Consider the following 15,958-nt stretch of genomic DNA (forward strand, 5'->3'; position numbering starts at 1 on the left):
GATGAAAAAAGACTTGAGACGTGAAAACATCGAGCTGCTCGCGCCTGCAGGCAACTGGGAAGCGATGCGTGCAGCCGTGGCCAACGGTGCGAACGCCGTCTATTTTGGCGTCGAAAAGTTTAACGCCCGCGCCCGGGCGAACAACTTCCTGATGGAAGAGCTGCCGGACATTATGGAGTTCTTACATATGTACGGCGTGAAGGGCTTCTTGACCTTCAACATCCTCGTTTTCGAAAACGAGCTGGAAGATGCCAAAGAGCTGATCGATGCCTGCATCGACGCCGGGGTGGACGCGGTGATCGTGCAAGACCTCGGCCTGGTGAAAATGATCCGCGATATCTCGCCCGATTTCCCGATCCACGGGTCGACACAGATGACGATCACCTCCTCGGAAGCGGTGGAGTTTACGAAGCCGTATGACATGGAGCGCGTCGTCCTCGGCCGGGAGAACTCGCTGAAACACATCCAAAAGATCGCTTCCGAAACGGGCAGCGAACTGGAAGTGTTTGTGCATGGCGCACTGTGCGTCTCCTACTCCGGTCAGTGCCTGACCTCGGAGATGTGGGGCGGCCGCTCCGCCAACCGCGGCGAGTGTGCGCAGGCCTGCCGTCTGCCGTATGACATGATCGTCGACAACGAGCACAAAGACATGGGCAACATCGCTTACGTCCTGTCGCCAAAAGACCTCGCGGCGCTGGAACTGGTGCCGGAGCTGATCGAAGCTGGCGTGACGTCCTTTAAGATCGAAGGCCGTCTGAAAGCTGCCGAATACGTCGCCAACGTCACCGCTAAATACCGCCGTGCGATCGACGCGTATTTTGCCGGCGAAGACTACGACCCAAACATCATCGACATCGCGGAGCTGGAACAGAGCTTCTCGCGCGGTTTCACGCACGGCTTCCTGTCCGGCACCAACCACCAGCAACTCGTCGACGGCACGTTCCCGAAAAAGCGCGGCGTGTTCCTCGGCAACGTGAAAAAGATCTACCGCGACGCGATCCTCGTCGACCTGCAAGCGCCGCTCAAGCGCGGCGACGGCATCGTGTTTGACGCCGGCGACCCGACCCAGGACGAAGAGGGCGGACGCGTGTACGACCTGCGGATCAAAGGGCAGAAGATCGAAGGCGGAGTTGACGCGGGCATGTACGAGATCGTCATGGGCCGCAACGACGTCAACCTGAACCGCATTAACGTCGGCGACAAAGTATGGCGCACCTCCGACCCGGAGCTGGACCGCCGCCTGCGCAAGACGTTCGAAACGGAAAAGCCGTACCGCACATTCCCGGTCAACGTCTCCGTGCACGGCAGCCTCGGCCAGCCGTTGGTGACGATCTGGACGGACGTCAATACGGACAAAACGGTCACCATCTCTTCGGAAAAACCGGCCGAAGCGGCGATGAAGCGCCCGCTGAACGAAGAAGTCCTCCGCGATCAATTGGGACGTCTCGGCGGCACCGTTTACCATCTCGGCGAACTGTCGCTCGACATCTCCGGCGACATCATCGTGCCGATGTCGGAGTTGAACCGCATGCGCCGCGAAGCGGCTGAGCAGCTGCTGGCCTTGCGCATCGCGCGCCGCCAGTACCAAAAGCGCGACCTCGACGTCTACGATGACACCGTGACCGCCGAACCGGCCAACGGGGCCGAAGCGAGCCTGATCGCGCTGTGCCGTTCTTTGGAGCAGATCGAAGCGGCCGGGAAGACCGATGTGGATTATATCTACGCCGACTTTGAATTTGTTCGCGATTATCCGAAAGCGGTAGAATCGGCGCGCCAGGCAGGCAAGAAAATCGCCCTCGCCACCCCGCGCATCCTGATGCCGGGCGAGCGCGGCATCCTGCTCAACATCATCAAGGCACAGCCGGACGGGATCTTGATCCGCAACACAGGTGCGGCGTACTTCTACGAGCAGGAGCGCCCGGAAGGCATCGAGCTGATCGGCGATTTCGCGCTGAACATCGCCAACCACAAGTCGGCCAACCTGTTCCTGGAGCGCGGCATGAAGCGCATCACCGCGTCCTATGACCTGAACACCGAGCAGATGGTCGACCTGCTCTCCCAGTCGGACGCCAGCAAGATGGAAGTGGTCATCCATCAGCACATGCCGATGTTCCACACCGAGCACTGCGTGTATGCGACGTTCTTGTCGGAAGGCACCGACTATACCAACTGTGGACAAGTTTGCGAAAAGCACCGCGTCTCGCTGCGCGACCGCGTTGATTTTGAACACCCGGTTCGCGTCGACACCGGCTGCCGCAACACCGTCTACAACGCGGTCGACCAGTCTGGCGCCGAGTTCCTTAGCGAGTTCCTCGAATACGGCGTCAACACCTTCCGCGTCGAGTTCCTCGAAGAGGACGGCGGGCGCGTGCAGGAAGTGTTGAAGCTGTATCGCCAAGCCCTGCAGGGCGAAGTGACCGGCACCCACGTCTGGCGCACCTTGAACGCCACCAACCAGCTTGGCGTCACCCGCGGCCAGCTGACCAAGACCGGTGTGACCCGCGGCTAAACCAAAGCCATCTCAGGCAAAAGAAGCTGATCTTTCGATCAGCTTCTTTTTTGTTGCCCGAATTGGCTCCACAATTGCGAGACGAACTTTAGATATGGTTAACCTATAGCACATTGGATTGACTCACCGCTTTATCGTGATAAAATACGGGTATTGGCACTATTACTTTCTTTCTTTTCTAAAGGGGGGTGGCCGATGCACATCAACGAGAACGCTGAAGCGAACGGATTGATCGTGCAGACGGTCGTCGACGGCTGCGGAGTATTTATGAACCGGGCGAAGACGATCTTGCGCGAGAAGGGGATTGCAGAGATTGATGAACACGGTTGGTACCCGCTGCAAGCGGTGTTGGAAACGTTAGACGAACTGAAGCGGACGGTCGGCAAAGAGATCATCTGTGAAATCGGCAAGCACGTCGCGCTTCGGGCGAATTATATAGACGGCGTCGATACCTTCCAGCAGGCGATGCATTCGCTGAACGAGATCTGTCTCTTAAACCACCGGGGAGTCAGCAGCACGATGGTCTATCAATGCATCCAGCTTGAACCCAACCAATTGCACATCATTTGTAACATCCCGTATCCCCGCAGCTTCAACCTGGGAATCCTTCGCGGCATGGCCCGAAAATTCTCCATTCTGGTGCGCATCGAACCGCTGCCGTCCGATCATCGGGGCGGCGAGTTTCTCGTGACGCTGTAGCCCAAGTCAGAAGTGAATATAGAAGAGCATAAGACTAAAAAAAGACCACGTTCCGCAGCGGAACGTGGTCTTTTGCTATGCGAAAGCTTACGGCCAGCGCAGGCCTTTGGGATAATGATTTTTCACCACGCCGCCCGACTGTTTCCCCCAGCCGAGCGGAAAACCGTCCACCGTCAGCACGACCCAGCCTTTCGCGCTGTCCGCAGTAACCGTTTCGCCGCGCAGATACTGCAAGGTGGCCGGGCTGTCTGCCGTCAGCGGCACCGTGTGGCGAATCTCGTCAGGATGCAGGCCCAAGGCGAGGGCATGGCTTGGCTCAAAACGGTTTTTCTTCAGCGTCCCCAGATGCCAGCCCGGACGCACCACTTTCAAACCTTTCAGGTCGGGCAAGCCGCTTGGCACCAGGTAGAGGTTGTCCCCAAAGAGCAGGAATTCGCCCTCAGGCGTTGTCGTCAGCGCTTCTTCCGCAAACTGCCGGTGGCTTTTCAGCGCTTCGGGCGGAATCTTCACCGGTTTGACCTCTTTGCGGCGCGGCGCAGGTTCGCCGTCCGTCTTGCGCAGATGGGCGACATAATGGCCTTCCCCGCGCAGCCGATGCGGCCAGAGGCGAGCCGTTTTCTCAAGCTCAGCTCGGCCTGCTGCCGCCCACTCCGGACGGCCCGGCGCAAAGTGGTCAAACGTGTGGATCTCCAGCACTTCGAACTCCTCGTACTTCTGCAAAAACGCTTCGATCAGCCCTTCGTTTTCATCAGGCGCAAACGTGCAGGTCGAATACACCAGCGTCCCGCCCGCGCGCAGCATTTTCGCCGCCGAATCCAAGATATCCAGCTGCCGTACCGCACAGGCGGTGACATGCCCCGGACTCCATTCTCCGCAAGCGTCCGGGTCTTTGCGAAACATCCCTTCTCCCGAGCACGGCGCATCGACTAAAATTTTGTCAAAAAAGGCCGGGAAGCGCTCCGCCAGCCGGTCGGGCATCTCATTGGTGACGAGGGCGTTGCGCACGCCAAACCGTTCGATATTTTCGGAAAGAATCTTCGCCCGCTGCGGATGCGGCTCATTGGTCACGAGCAGCCCTGTTCCTTGCAGCAAGGCGGCAAGGTGCGTCGATTTTCCGCCAGGTGCCGCGCACAGATCGAGCACGCGGTCACCGCGCTCCGGCTGCAGCGCCTCGGCGACCGACATCGCCGACGGCTCTTGAATATAGTAAACGCCGGCCGCATGGTAGGGGTGTTTCCCCGGCCGCTCCGGCGCTTGAAAATAAAATCCGCCCGGCACCCACGGCACCGGCTCCAGATGAAACGGCGCGAGTTGGAGCAGTTGCTCCGCGCTGGTTTTTAACGTATTGACGCGCAGGCCCTGCACGGAAGGACGATCCAGCGTTTCGCGAAACGCCGCGTATTCATCTCCCAACAGTTCCTGCATGCGTGTCAAAAAAGCTTCCGGATAAAAAGTCCGCTCTTCTGCCAAGGACATCATCTCCCTGCCCACTAGGTTTTCCGAAACTTATCTTACCATGTGCGGACAAGCACGCATAGCTTCCCATCTCCTTAGGCACTTTACTAAAGGTATGTGAAAAAGGAGGGGTCAAGCATGGGCATCTTAAGCGGCAATCCGCAGCACGAACCGCTGCATTATGGAGAAGTGTATTCGCTCTGGACGTTCGTATCGGGCAACCAGTCGAAAATCGCCTGCTACCAGGCCTACCTGAACCATGCCGGCGACGGCGACCTGCGCAACTTGATCGCCGACAAGATCAACGAATGCAAAGATGAAGTAGCGCAAGTTGGTGAAGTGCTGAAGCTGAACGGTGTGGCGCTTCCGCCGGCACCTGCGGAAAAACCGGCCGCCGACTTGGAAAGCATCCCGCCGGGCGCGCGTTTCACCGACCCGGAGATCGCGATGGCGCTTTCGGTGGACACCGGAGCGGGCCTCGTGATGTGCAGCAAAATCATGGCGCAGTCGATCCGCGAAGACATCGGCGCGATGTTTGGCAAGTTCCATGTCAAAGCCGCAGCGTACGGTCTGCACCTGCTGCGGATGCAAAAAGAAAAAGGCTGGCTGGTCCCGCCGCCGCTGCATCTCTCCAAAGACCCCGAATAACGGGGTCTTTTTTCATTGCAACGGAGGGAAACCTATAATACAATTCGCGTAGAAAGTCACGCCTCACGCGATCAGGGGGATCAGAAGCTTGAACAGAGAACAGATGCAAACGTACCGGGTAGAGGGATACCGCCTGCTGCCTGTCAAACGTACATATAACGGGGTGACGCTCGACCCCTCAGAGATTTACGAGCGTTTGGGCTGGGATGGCCCGCACCACTTTTTGCTGGAGTCGGGCAAGATGGGCGAATGCTCATTTGTCGGCAGTAAGCCGTTTGCCACACTGACCGCCAAGAACGGCCGGGTGGTGTTTACGCATGGGGAGCAGCGCGAAGAGCGCGAAGGCGACCCGCTGGAGATCTTGCGCGAAAAAATGGCGGCGTTTCGAGCGCCGCGTTTGGAAGGATTTCCGAAGCTGCGCGGCGGGGCAGTCGGGTTTCTTTCCTATGACACCGCCCGCTATATCGAACGGTTGCCGGAGCGGAGCCGGGATGACCTCGGGACGCCCGATCTCTATTTTGTTTTCGTGGACAAGCTGTGCGTGATCGACCATCAGCAGGGGCTCGTGCATTTGATCGCGCACGCCGATCTGCTCGTGGAGGACGGGCTGGCGCAGGCGGAAGCAGGGCTGCAGGAGATGGAGCAAAAGCTGTTCCACGGCGAAGCGCAAACGCCTGTGTTTCCGGCGCTTTCTGTGCAGGAGGACTGGAGCTATTCGTTTTCGCAGGAAGCGTTTGAAAATGCGGTTGAGCAAGTGCAGGAGTACATCCGCCAAGGCGATGTCTTTCAAGTGAACCTGTCTGTCCGCCAAGGCCGGACGCTGGGCGCTGCGCCGTATGAGATTTACAAACATCTGCGCCAGATCAACCCTTCGCCGTATGCGGGCTATCTGCATTTTCCGGAACTGCAGATCGTGTCGTCTTCGCCGGAACTGCTGGTCAACGTCCTGCAAGGCGAATGCAACACCCGTCCGATCGCAGGCACCCGTCCGCGCACTGGTGATGCGGAGCAGGATCGCTTGGCGGTCGAAGAGCTGCGCAGCAACGAAAAAGAGATCGCCGAGCACATCATGCTCGTCGACTTGGAACGCAACGACCTCGGGCGCGTCTGCCGCTATGGTTCGGTGGAAGTGAATGAGCTGATGGTGATCGAGGAGTATTCGCACGTTTTTCATATCGTCTCCAACGTGCGCGGGCAGCTCGGAGCGGGCAAAGACGCGTACGATGTCATCCGCGCCACATTCCCGGGCGGCACGATCACCGGTGCGCCGAAGATCCGCACGATGGAGATCATCGAAGAGCTGGAACCGACGCGGCGCGGGATCTACACCGGGTCGATCGGCTGGATCGATTTTGACGGCGATATGGAGCTGAACATCGTCATCCGCACCTTGCAGGTGCAGGACGGCAAAGGTTATGTGCAGGCGGGCGCAGGTATCGTGATCGATTCGGTGCCGGAGCGGGAATACTACGAGTCGCTGCGCAAAGCAAAAGCCTTGTGGGTCGCGATTGAAAAAGCGGAGCAGGCCGCGCAGAAAGGGGGAGAGCAGGCATGATTTTGATGATCGACAACTACGATTCTTTTGTGTACAACCTCGTGCAGTACCTTGGCGAGATGGGGCATGAGCTGGTCGTGCGCCGCAACGACGGGGTGACGGTCGAGGAGATCGCCGAGCTCAATCCCCGCGTGATCGTCATCTCCCCGGGTCCGTGCTCGCCGAATGAAGCGGGCGTGTCCTTGGAAGTGATCCGCACGTTCGCCGGCAAAATCCCTCTCTTGGGCGTCTGCCTTGGACATCAGTCGATCGCGCAGGCGTTTGGCGGCACGGTGATCCGCGCCGAGCAGCTGATGCATGGCAAAACGTCGCGGATCGAGCATGACGGGAAGTCGATTTTTCAGGATTTGCCGTCGCCCTTGAACGTCTGCCGCTACCATTCGCTGATCGTTGAGCGCGAGACATTGCCGGAGTGTTTTGATATCTCGGCGTGGACGGAGACGGGCGAGATCATGGCGATCCGCCACAAGGAGCTGGCGGTGGAAGGCGTGCAGTTCCACCCGGAAGCGATTTTGACGGAGCATGGCAAAAAGATGCTGAGCAACTTCCTGGAAAGGCAGGGGCTGGTATGCTCGTCTATCTAAACGGACGCATCGTCCCGGCGGGGGAAGCGAGCGTGTCCGTATTTGACCATGGCTTCCTGTATGGAGCGGGGCTGTTTGAAACGATGCGCACCGCAGGCGGCGCTCCGATGTTCTGGCCGGAGCACGCCCGCCGCCTGCGCGAGTCGGCGGATTGGCTGGGAATCCCGATTCCGTGGAGCGATGCGGAGTTGGAGCAGGCGATTGTCGATACGGTGCGGGCGAACGAGTTGGAAGAGGCGTATGTCCGCCTGACCGTGTCGCGCGGGGAAGGGGCGCTCGGCCCCAGTGGGAAGACATGTTCGACGCCGACGGTGGTGATCTATGTAAAAGAGCTTCTCCTGCCGCCGGTGACGGGGCGGAATCTGATCGTGTTGGAGACGGTCCGCAGCACCCCGGAAACGCCGGTGCGTGCGAAGACGCTGAACTATTTGAACAGCCTGCTCGCCTATCGGGAGTTGGAGCAGCGTGGAGCAGCCGAGGGGATTCAGCTCACCCATGACGACTACATTGCAGAAGGTGCGGTCAGCAACCTCTTCTTCGTCGTGGACGGAGAGATCTGGACGCCGTCGCTCGACACCGGCTGCCTGCCAGGTATTACGCGTGAGTGGGTGATGCAGCAGCTTCCTGTAATCGAGAAGCGTTTTACGTTAGATGAAATCGCCTGCGCCACTGAAGCTTTCACCACCTCTTCCGTCGTCGGAATCCTCCCCGCGACATCGATTGAAGGAGTCCCGATCGGCTCCGGCCAGCCCGGTCCAATCACCCAAAAACTCATCGAAAACTGGAAGAAAAATACTTGCTAAAACCCTCTTGCAAACTACCAATCACCATGATATATTAATACCTGTCGCCGCGAGCTTCTTGCAGCGGCAGCCCCGCTAAGAACGCGACGTCCTGTCGCAACGCGGGACACGGTACATCCTGTACGTGAGCCATTAGCTCAGTTGGTAGAGCAACTGACTTTTAATCAGTGGGTCGAAGGTTCAAGTCCTTCATGGCTCACCATTTTTCAAAGGTAGCCCAGCTAAAAGCGCGACGTCCTGTCGCAACGCTGGACACGGTACATCCTGTACGTGACGTCCTGTCGCAACGCTGGAAGGTAGCCCCGCTAAGTGCGCGACGTCCTGTCGCAACGCGGGACGCATACATCCTGTATGCGGAAGTGGCTCAGGGGTAGAGCATCGCCTTGCCAAGGCGAGGGTCGCGGGTTCGAATCCCGTCTTCCGCTCCATTTTTTTTCAACAAAATATGCGGTCGTGGTGGAATGGCAGACACGCACGCTTGAGGGGCGTGTGGGGCAACCCGTGGAAGTTCGAGTCTTCTCGACCGCACCATATTTTTCGGGGGTATAGCTCAGTTGGTAGAGCACCTGCCTTGCAAGCAGGGGGTCAGCGGTTCGAATCCGCTTATCTCCACCATTTATGCCTTTTTAGCTCAGTAGGTAGAGCGCATCCATGGTAAGGATGAGGTCATCGGTTCGATTCCGGTAAAAGGCACCATTTTCTTGGCTCGTTGGAGAAGCGGCTTAACTCACCGCCCTTTCAAGGCGGCATTCACGGGTTCGAATCCCGTACGAGTCACCATTATCTTTCTCCCGCAACAAAACAACAGATGGCTCGGTAGCTCAGTCGGTAGAGCAGAGGACTGAAAATCCTCGTGTCGGCGGTTCGATTCCGTCCCGAGCCACCACTTTTGGATGCGGGCCCATAGCTCAGTTGGCTAGAGCGCACGACTGATAATCGTGAGGTCGGAAGTTCGAATCTTCTTGGGCCCACCATTCAACAAACGCAAACAAGGGTTCAAGCCTATAAACTCAGTATGCGCGAAAGCGGTGTCTCTTGACACCGCTTTTTTATTTTGGCATACATTGCTACTAACAGAGAGGAGGAGCAGTTGATGCCAATCGGCGGAATTAACGTCTTTGCCTTCAAAGTCAACGTGATCGACAAAGGATACATTAACATCGGCCCTTCCTTCGTGCAGGATTGGAACGGCTACAGCAAACAGAACTACGGTTCCGGGGAAGCAAACGGTGATGTGTCCTCACAAATGGCTGGAGCGACCAACATCATGGATACAGATCTCACCGATCAAAATGTCAGCCGGGCCAGCGCCATCTAAAAAAATCAGCACTAAAAAATCGTCGGTGTGCATCCTGCGCCGACGATTTTTTTATGGTTCGTTTTGAATGTTGATCCGTCGGACGGCGCCGTTCTTCTTGCGTCGGCGCGGCAGCCGGATTTCCAACAACCCGTTGCGGTACAGCGCCTGAATGTTTGCCTCCACAATGGGCTTGTCGATGGGGAGGGAAAGGGAAAATGGGCCGATAAAGCGTTCGGACCGCACCGGGCGCAGATCGGGGTAGGGACGCTCCAGCGTGCCTTTGACGATCAGATGTCCATGCTGCGTGTAAACTTCGACCGAGGATAGGTCTTTCAAACCGGGCAGTTCGATGTGCACAAGGATCTGCTTTTCCGTTTCGTACAGATCGACAGCCGGCTTTGAGGCAGGTGCAGACCTGCTGGAGCCTGGATCGGACGGCTCGACCGTTCCCGTACCGCGTTCATAGCTGCGGAGATCTTCACTGCCGCGGTGTTGCTGCTCTGCGTCGGGGATCACAGAAAGAATATCCGTCCAGAAGTCATCCCCAAAGAACTGACGGGCTTGTTTTTCCCACCGGGACCAACTTCGATTGTCTTTCACGGTGATTCCCCCCTTCAAGCGGTCACAGTCAGCCTATGCGGACAGAAATACAGGTGTGCGTTTGGGCGTTTGTCACCACCTCCTCAAGGCGCACATAGGCTGGAGTGTAGGTCGCAGAGGAGGTGGGCGAGATGGCTTTTACCATCAACATATTCTGTATCAAAGTCAACAATGTGGAGAATGCATCCGCACTGAACGTCGGGCAAAACCTCCTGAATGACTGGAAAAACAATTCCAAATACAACCAGGGCTTCGGCAATCTGAACGGTGACGAGAATGTCCAAAAACGCCTGAAAACGCGTGTCGATGACCCGGACTTCATCGATGCGCCGACTCGTGATACATCGGTGACACAACTTCCTTCCTTATTGAGGTGACAAGATGCAGATCAATGTGACAGAACTGAAAGTGACAACGATTGATAAAGGATTCCTGTCGATCGGACCCAGCGTGCAAAATGTCGTCCGCGGCCGGCAGCATTCCAACCAAGGCATTGGCCAGATCAAAGGCGATCTCAATTACACCGAAGCAGAGCGGACCGGCATCGATGACCGTGACGTGATCGACTTCCCGATTCGAAAAATTCATCTGAACGTGCCAGGGAACCGCAGATGAAAGTCTATTTCGATCTGAAAAATATCCGGATCAGTTCCATGGACAACGCCGCACTGAACATCGGGAAAAACTGGATACTCACTGCTCATCAAACAGGCGAAGAAGGTGATCGCAACCATGTGGGACGTATGGCAAGCCCTGCAGCAGCTCGACGCCAGAATTCGCAGGCTGGAAGCAGAAAATGCTGAATTGCGGCAGCAGCTGAACGCGAGCAAGCGTCCATTAAAAGTAAAAAAGATCGTCTATCACGTCCACTCGCTGCACATCCAAGAAATGAAAGGCACGATGAACCTGGGCATCACCGCACCTTTGCCGGAAGAAGAAATGGAGCAGATTCAAATGGATTTGCAAAAGCAGAGTGATTGAGAACTGTCGACAGGTTCAGGTTGGCAGTTTTTTTGTGAGTATGACCGCAAGAATTGGGCAACTTGTGGAAGGAAGTTACGAATTCGTTATCGAAGAATAGCATGATGCTGATTTACACGAGCACCGCTTGACTTGTGTCAAGTCAGGCAGTTACATAAAGGAGGTAACAACCGTGATTAACAAGGTCTATGACAGCGTACAAGAAGCCATTGCAGATATTCAAGACGGCGCCACGATCATGGCGGGCGGTTTCGGTCTGTGCGGCATTCCGGAGAACCTGATCCTTGCCCTGCGTGACAAGGGCGTAAAGGACCTGACCGTCATCTCCAACAACTGCGGCGTTGACGAATGGGGCCTCGGCCTGATGCTGCAAAACAAGCAGATCAAGAAGATGGTCGCTTCCTACGTCGGCGAAAACAAAGAGTTCGAGCGTCAATTCCTCTCCGGCGAGCTGGAAGTGGAACTGGTGCCGCAGGGCACGCTTGCTGAGCGCTGCCGTGCAGGCGGCGCAGGCATCGGCGCGTTCTTCACCCCGGCGGGCGTTGGCACGCCGATCGCCGAGGGCAAAGAGACCCGCGTGATCGACGGTAAGGAATACATCCTCGAGTACCCGCTGAAGGCGGATTTTGCAATCGTCAAAGCGTGGAAAGCGGACAAGATGGGCAACCTCGTCTATCGCAAATCCACGCAGAACTTCAACCCGATGATGGCGGCAGCAGGCAAGATCACCATCGCGGAAGTTGAAGAGATCGTCGAAGTCGGCGAACTGGACCCGGATCACATCCATACCCCGAGCGTCTATGTTCAGCGCGTTGTTCTTGGCAAGCACGAGAAGCGCATCGAACGCCGCACCACTCGTCAAGGGTAATCACAACGGATCTGAAAGGGGAGCTAAACAATGGCATTGACTCGTGACCAAATCGTTCAGCGTGCAGCACAAGAGATTCAAGACGGCTATTACGTTAACCTCGGTATCGGGATCCCGACCCTGGTGGCCAACCATATTCCGGAGGGTCTGAACGTTGTCCTCCAATCTGAGAACGGCCTGCTGGGCATCGGTCCGTACCCGACCGATGCAGAAGTCGACGCAGACCTGATCAACGCAGGGAAAGAGACCGTAACGACCATTCCGGGCTCGGCATTCTTCTCCTCTGCAGAGTCGTTCGCGATGATCCGCGGCGGCCACATCGACATCGCCATCCTCGGCGCGATGGAAGTTTCGGAAAAAGGCGACCTGGCCAACTGGATGATCCCGGGCAAGATGGTCAAAGGCATGGGCGGCGCGATGGACCTCGTCCACGGCGCGAAGCGCCTGATCGTCACCATGGAGCACACCAACAAGCATGGTGAAGCGAAGGTCCTGAACGAGTGCAAACTCCCGCTGACCGGCCGTGGTGTCGTGCACCGCATCATCACCGACCTCGCTGTGCTCGACGTGACAGCAGACGGCCTCGTCCTGCGCGAAGTGGCTCCGGGCCATACCGTAGAAGAGATCCAGTCCAAGACCGAGCCGCAGCTGATCATCCCGGCAGAAGGTGTTAAGGAAATCGCGGTATAAGACAAAAAGCTCCGTCCCTTGGGCGGAGTTTTTCTTTCTTCACCAGCAAAAATTGGGTGTATTTTTTTCGAGAAAAAGTATTGCATATCGATAGTTGAAATGATATATTATCTCTTGTCGACAGCGACACGGTTAAGGTTTCATGATATATAGCAGGTAACAAGAGCCATTAGCTCAGTTGGTAGAGCAACTGACTTTTAATCAGTGGGTCGAAGGTTCGAGTCCTTCATGGCTCACCACTGTTTTACTTAGGGCGCGACGTTCGTCGCGGAGGTAGCCCCGCTAAGATCGCGACGTCCTGTCGCAACGCGGGACGCTGCACATCCATGTGCGCGGAAGTGGCTCAGGGGTAGAGCATCGCCTTGCCAAGGCGAGGGTCGCGGGTTCGAATCCCGTCTTCCGCTCCATTCAATTTCATAGTATACTTTTGATTATGCGGTCGTGGTGGAATGGCAGACACGCACGCTTGAGGGGCGTGTGGGGCAACCCGTGGAAGTTCGAGTCTTCTCGACCGCACCATTTTTTTATTTCCAGGCTTTTTCTTTTCTCACTTTCAAACGCGGAGAGGTACCGAAGTGGTCATAACGGGGCGGTCTTGAAAACCGTTAGGGGGCAACCCCACGCAGGTTCGAATCCTGTCCTCTCCGCCATCTCTTACATAGCAAGGGGTAGAGTTACTTTTCGTCTTTCTGAGATAGACCGCAAGAAAACGGTCGAAATTAGAGAGTTCGCAAGGGTTCTACACTCACCTTACTTGGAAACCGTTACTCACGCCGATAGGAGCAATCCTGTCGGTTTTTTGCGTTGTATGGGGTCTATCCAAGGAGGACTCAATTACATGAAACGAAAACAAAAACGTGAACGGACAAACTACGCCCCGGAACAAGCAGCGATGGATGCAATTGAACGGTCACTGTCGCTCGAAGATGCAATGGGGGAGTTCTTGCTGTCCAAGCAAGCTGAACGAGTTGCGGAGCGCACGATCCGTGATTACAAGACTCATTTCAGGTATTTTAGGAGTTGGTTGGATGTGTCCTATTCAGGGGTGCGTTTGGCCGACATGTCATCGAAAATGGTGAAGGAGTACATTTCCTATATGTCGTCTGAAAAAATGCAGTATGACGACCATCCGACCCGTTCCTTGCGTTCTAAGCCTGGGGTTGTTGGCTTATCTCCAATGACGGTGAATGTGCGAATAAGAACGCTTCGTGCATTTTTCAACTGGTGCTACCGGGATGGTCATATTCAGAGCAACATTGTTCAGGATGTGAAGCTGCAGAAAGTAGACAACGACAAGATTATGGCGTTTACTACAGAACAAATCAAAAAGTTGTTGGCGATCCCAGACCGTTCTTCTTTCTCTGGTTTCCGAGATTATGTTCTGATGATGATGCTGCTAGATACCGGCTTGCGTATCGGTGAACTGTTGGGGTTATCTAAAGACGACATAGATTTTGAAGAACTGGTGCTAACTGTCCCTTGGGACAAAGCAAAAACGAGAAAAATGAGATCCATTCCGTTCTCAAAAAAAATTGGGAAGTTACTAGCCGAATTGATGCAGGAGAATCAGGACTTTGGAGCAAATGTAAAGAAACTTTTCTATTCAGCCTATGGCAACGAGTTATCGGTAAACTCAATAGATGAGCGTTTACATGAATATGGAAAACAAGCCAAACTGGAAGGTGTGAGAGTTTCTGCTCACACATTCAGACACACATTTGCTGTCCACTGGATTAAGTCTGGCGGAGATCCCTTCTCTCTACAAAAGATATTGGGACATACCGATATGTCAATGGTCAGGCGTTATGTACGTTTAACCGAAGGTGATGTGAAAGTGAAACATCGACAGTATTCACCGATAAATTTGTTGAACAAATAATGTTCTATTAGGGAGCAGGTCGATCTGACCTGCTTTTTGTTTTGAGAAGAAATAATATATCAAATAAAAAACTATTGAATATACATAAAGTGGTATTTTACAAATATATAATTTTGTTGTATTATATGATTCTCCAAGTCATATCTAGGAAGGGATTGATGACGTTCTTCGAAGAGGTGGTAAATAAACCTTTTCGCAATTATTAGCGGTGCCGATATTACCAGTTGAGATAATTTTACGGTAAAATATCACCCTAATATATACTGTTAACAAAGAAGACTATTAGCAAAGAAAACTACTACAAAGAAATTGGAGTCTTGTTTTTGAGGAAAGGAAAACACACCATGACCACACAAAAATTTTATATCCCTATCCCAAATTCGTTTTACGGAACAGAAAAGATTTCCTCTCATGCATTGTACTTGTATGCCCATCTATACCAAGGGAGGACTTATCTCACAAATACAACAAAAACGAACCTAAGTTTGATCGAATCGGAAATTAAATTTGTCAAGAAAGGTCAAGACAATCGAAATTATATCCTACAAGCCTTGGAATGCCTGATTACAAGAGGCGACATCGTATGTACATATCTTGATCTAAAAAAAGATAAGCAGCTCGACATTTCTTTTCCAAAAGTTAATGGTTATGAGAAAATTCCAGTTTCATACTCTGATATGACTGACAATCATGAGAAGTACATGATCCTCTGTTATATTACAAAAACCAAGCGAAGTATTTCGTTTTATGAGTTTGCTGATATACTTAGCTGCTCTCTTGCTCATGTCAAAAAGGTTATTTCTGAAATGGAGACAGAGGGATCGATACAAGTAAAACATGGGAAGTATTTCATTAACGCTGAAGGATTGCCTCAGAGGGAGAAAAATAGCTACTCTGTAAATTCTCGAACTAATAAGGCAGTAAGTTCACAAACTGAAACCGTTAACAGTGAAGATATGGAAGATGACCCTGAACACAATTGGTATGTTCGGGATGCTAAACTAAGTGTAAGAGATTTCCAATATTATCTGAGCACTGACGATGAGAAACTGATTCCCTATGCAGAAAAGCGTATCGAAGCCATACGTCAATCCGAGGCAGGAACGAAATTTATTGATCGTATGCTAAAAGAAGCAAAAGCCAATAATCGAGCATTTAATGAATACTTTGGTGATTCAGAAAGTCAATTGAAGAAAATAAACGAATTTCAAAGGATTACTCAGCAAGTAACTGAACGAGTTCAAAATCAGAGTGTAGAATCAAATAAAGTGATTGACTTAGCAACGCTATGGGACTAAGGGAGTGGCATTTGCCATTCCTTTTTTTGTATCTGGCGCGGTCAATTTAGATCGACAGTCGCGGTCAAGATCGACAGCAGATGGACAAC

16 protein-coding genes and 12 tRNA genes are annotated in these 15,958 nt (G+C 54.0%); 26 read left to right on the forward strand and 2 right to left on the reverse strand.

Features of this window, described 5'->3' with window-relative positions; translation table 11 throughout:
* Position 1: 1 nt before the first annotated feature.
* Positions 2-2,509, forward strand: a complete 2,508-nt coding sequence (locus CBW65_RS14525; RefSeq protein WP_087457449.1) for a U32 family peptidase — start codon at positions 2-4, stop codon at positions 2,507-2,509.
* 195 nt (positions 2,510-2,704) lie between these two features.
* Positions 2,705-3,208: a hypothetical protein gene (locus tag CBW65_RS14530; RefSeq protein ID WP_087457450.1), complete on the forward strand. Its 504-nt coding sequence runs from the start codon at positions 2,705-2,707 to the stop codon at positions 3,206-3,208.
* Positions 3,209-3,295: 87 nt separating this feature from the next.
* Here the strand turns inward: CBW65_RS14530 and CBW65_RS14535 are convergent, their stop codons facing one another.
* A complete protein-coding gene (locus CBW65_RS14535; protein WP_269767938.1) occupies positions 3,296-4,678 on the reverse strand; it encodes an RsmF rRNA methyltransferase first C-terminal domain-containing protein in 1,383 nt (460 codons plus the stop codon).
* Between the two features lie 123 nt (positions 4,679-4,801).
* Between CBW65_RS14535 and CBW65_RS14540 the strand changes: the two genes are divergently transcribed.
* The 13 genes from CBW65_RS14540 to CBW65_RS14600 all read left to right on the forward strand — a co-directional run bounded on the left by CBW65_RS14540 (position 4,802) and on the right by CBW65_RS14600 (position 9,571).
* Positions 4,802-5,311 (forward strand): DUF3231 family protein, encoded by a 510-nt coding sequence (locus CBW65_RS14540; RefSeq protein ID WP_087457451.1) that lies wholly within the window; start codon positions 4,802-4,804, stop codon positions 5,309-5,311.
* A 103-nt stretch (positions 5,312-5,414) separates the two neighbouring features.
* Entirely contained in the window at positions 5,415-6,866 is a 1,452-nt protein-coding gene (locus CBW65_RS14545) for an anthranilate synthase component I family protein (RefSeq protein ID WP_087459251.1), read from the forward strand.
* A complete protein-coding gene (gene pabA, locus CBW65_RS14550; RefSeq protein ID WP_087457452.1) occupies positions 6,863-7,450 on the forward strand; it encodes an aminodeoxychorismate/anthranilate synthase component II in 588 nt (195 codons plus the stop codon). Before CBW65_RS14545 ends, pabA begins: the two co-directional genes overlap by 4 nt.
* Positions 7,435-8,253, forward strand: a complete 819-nt coding sequence (locus CBW65_RS14555; protein WP_087457453.1) for an aminotransferase class IV — start codon at positions 7,435-7,437, stop codon at positions 8,251-8,253. The genes pabA and CBW65_RS14555 overlap by 16 nt, the downstream gene beginning before the upstream one ends.
* Before the next feature lie 126 nt (positions 8,254-8,379).
* Positions 8,380-8,455 (forward strand) — tRNA-Lys (locus CBW65_RS14560).
* A gap of 151 nt (positions 8,456-8,606) precedes the next feature.
* Positions 8,607-8,681: transfer RNA gene (locus tag CBW65_RS14565), tRNA-Gly, on the forward strand.
* A gap of 19 nt (positions 8,682-8,700) precedes the next feature.
* Positions 8,701-8,784: transfer RNA gene (locus CBW65_RS14570), tRNA-Leu, on the forward strand.
* Positions 8,785-8,792: 8 nt separating this feature from the next.
* Positions 8,793-8,868 (forward strand) — tRNA-Ala (locus CBW65_RS14575).
* Positions 8,869-8,873: 5 nt separating this feature from the next.
* Positions 8,874-8,949 (forward strand) — tRNA-Thr (locus CBW65_RS14580).
* Positions 8,950-8,956: 7 nt separating this feature from the next.
* A tRNA-Glu gene (locus tag CBW65_RS14585) sits at positions 8,957-9,033 on the forward strand.
* A 30-nt stretch (positions 9,034-9,063) separates the two neighbouring features.
* Positions 9,064-9,139, forward strand: a tRNA-Phe gene (locus CBW65_RS14590).
* A gap of 11 nt (positions 9,140-9,150) precedes the next feature.
* Positions 9,151-9,227 (forward strand) — tRNA-Ile (locus CBW65_RS14595).
* Positions 9,228-9,346: 119 nt separating this feature from the next.
* The gene (locus tag CBW65_RS14600; protein ID WP_087457454.1) at positions 9,347-9,571 is read left to right on the forward strand and encodes a spore germination protein; all 225 of its coding nucleotides are present in this window, start codon (positions 9,347-9,349) and stop codon (positions 9,569-9,571) included.
* Positions 9,572-9,622: 51 nt separating this feature from the next.
* On the opposite strand, the gene CBW65_RS14605 is transcribed toward CBW65_RS14600, so the two are convergent.
* Complete coding sequence (locus tag CBW65_RS14605; protein WP_157721955.1) at positions 9,623-10,153, reverse strand: Hsp20/alpha crystallin family protein; 531 nt, start codon at positions 10,151-10,153, stop codon at positions 9,623-9,625.
* Between the two features lie 131 nt (positions 10,154-10,284).
* Here CBW65_RS14605 and CBW65_RS14610 point away from each other — a divergent pair, with 131 nt between their 5' ends.
* The 11 genes from CBW65_RS14610 (at position 10,285) to CBW65_RS14660 (ending at position 15,869) form a co-directional block, all read left to right on the forward strand.
* Positions 10,285-10,530 carry a spore germination protein gene (locus tag CBW65_RS14610; RefSeq protein WP_087457456.1) on the forward strand — a complete coding sequence of 82 codons (246 nt, stop codon included), beginning with the start codon at positions 10,285-10,287 and terminating at the stop codon, positions 10,528-10,530.
* 4 nt (positions 10,531-10,534) lie between these two features.
* The gene (locus CBW65_RS14615; protein ID WP_087457457.1) at positions 10,535-10,768 is read left to right on the forward strand and encodes a hypothetical protein; all 234 of its coding nucleotides are present in this window, start codon (positions 10,535-10,537) and stop codon (positions 10,766-10,768) included.
* A gap of 117 nt (positions 10,769-10,885) precedes the next feature.
* A complete protein-coding gene (gerPC, locus tag CBW65_RS14620) occupies positions 10,886-11,134 on the forward strand; it encodes a spore germination protein GerPC (protein WP_087457458.1) in 249 nt (82 codons plus the stop codon).
* 175 nt (positions 11,135-11,309) lie between these two features.
* Positions 11,310-12,002, forward strand: a complete 693-nt coding sequence (locus CBW65_RS14625; RefSeq protein ID WP_087459252.1) for a CoA transferase subunit A — start codon at positions 11,310-11,312, stop codon at positions 12,000-12,002.
* A 30-nt stretch (positions 12,003-12,032) separates the two neighbouring features.
* Positions 12,033-12,692: a CoA transferase subunit B gene (locus CBW65_RS14630; protein WP_087457459.1), complete on the forward strand. Its 660-nt coding sequence runs from the start codon at positions 12,033-12,035 to the stop codon at positions 12,690-12,692.
* A 163-nt stretch (positions 12,693-12,855) separates the two neighbouring features.
* A tRNA-Lys gene (locus CBW65_RS14635) sits at positions 12,856-12,931 on the forward strand.
* A gap of 93 nt (positions 12,932-13,024) precedes the next feature.
* Positions 13,025-13,099 (forward strand) — tRNA-Gly (locus CBW65_RS14640).
* A 28-nt stretch (positions 13,100-13,127) separates the two neighbouring features.
* Positions 13,128-13,211, forward strand: a tRNA-Leu gene (locus CBW65_RS14645).
* A 42-nt stretch (positions 13,212-13,253) separates the two neighbouring features.
* Positions 13,254-13,342: transfer RNA gene (locus tag CBW65_RS14650), tRNA-Ser, on the forward strand.
* A gap of 188 nt (positions 13,343-13,530) precedes the next feature.
* Entirely contained in the window at positions 13,531-14,571 is a 1,041-nt protein-coding gene (locus CBW65_RS14655) for a tyrosine-type recombinase/integrase (protein WP_157721956.1), read from the forward strand.
* Between the two features lie 344 nt (positions 14,572-14,915).
* A complete protein-coding gene (locus CBW65_RS14660) occupies positions 14,916-15,869 on the forward strand; it encodes a hypothetical protein (RefSeq protein ID WP_087457461.1) in 954 nt (317 codons plus the stop codon).
* Positions 15,870-15,958 lie beyond the last annotated feature (89 nt).

Source organism: Tumebacillus avium (assembly GCF_002162355.1).
GTDB classification, from domain to species: Bacteria; Bacillota; Bacilli; order Tumebacillales; family Tumebacillaceae; genus Tumebacillus_A; species Tumebacillus_A avium.

Bases quoted from the DNA above. Each gene is read 5' to 3' on its own strand.
- CBW65_RS14600 (WP_087457454.1), top strand. From the start codon at position 9,347: ATGCCAATCGGCGGAATTAACGTCTTTGCCTTCAAAGTCAACGTGATC.
- CBW65_RS14555 (WP_087457453.1), top strand. From the start codon at position 7,435: ATGCTCGTCTATCTAAACGGACGCATCGTCCCGGCGGGGGAAGCGAGC.
- gerPC (WP_087457458.1), top strand. From the start codon at position 10,886: ATGTGGGACGTATGGCAAGCCCTGCAGCAGCTCGACGCCAGAATTCGC.
- CBW65_RS14655 (WP_157721956.1), top strand. From the start codon at position 13,531: ATGAAACGAAAACAAAAACGTGAACGGACAAACTACGCCCCGGAACAA.
- CBW65_RS14540 (WP_087457451.1), top strand. From the start codon at position 4,802: ATGGGCATCTTAAGCGGCAATCCGCAGCACGAACCGCTGCATTATGGA.
- CBW65_RS14545 (WP_087459251.1), top strand. From the start codon at position 5,415: ATGCAAACGTACCGGGTAGAGGGATACCGCCTGCTGCCTGTCAAACGT.
- CBW65_RS14615 (WP_087457457.1), top strand. From the start codon at position 10,535: ATGCAGATCAATGTGACAGAACTGAAAGTGACAACGATTGATAAAGGA.
- CBW65_RS14660 (WP_087457461.1), top strand. From the start codon at position 14,916: ATGACCACACAAAAATTTTATATCCCTATCCCAAATTCGTTTTACGGA.
- CBW65_RS14530 (WP_087457450.1), top strand. From the start codon at position 2,705: ATGCACATCAACGAGAACGCTGAAGCGAACGGATTGATCGTGCAGACG.
- CBW65_RS14525 (WP_087457449.1), top strand. From the start codon at position 2: ATGAAAAAAGACTTGAGACGTGAAAACATCGAGCTGCTCGCGCCTGCA.
- pabA (WP_087457452.1), top strand. From the start codon at position 6,863: ATGATTTTGATGATCGACAACTACGATTCTTTTGTGTACAACCTCGTG.
- CBW65_RS14610 (WP_087457456.1), top strand. From the start codon at position 10,285: ATGGCTTTTACCATCAACATATTCTGTATCAAAGTCAACAATGTGGAG.
- CBW65_RS14630 (WP_087457459.1), top strand. From the start codon at position 12,033: ATGGCATTGACTCGTGACCAAATCGTTCAGCGTGCAGCACAAGAGATT.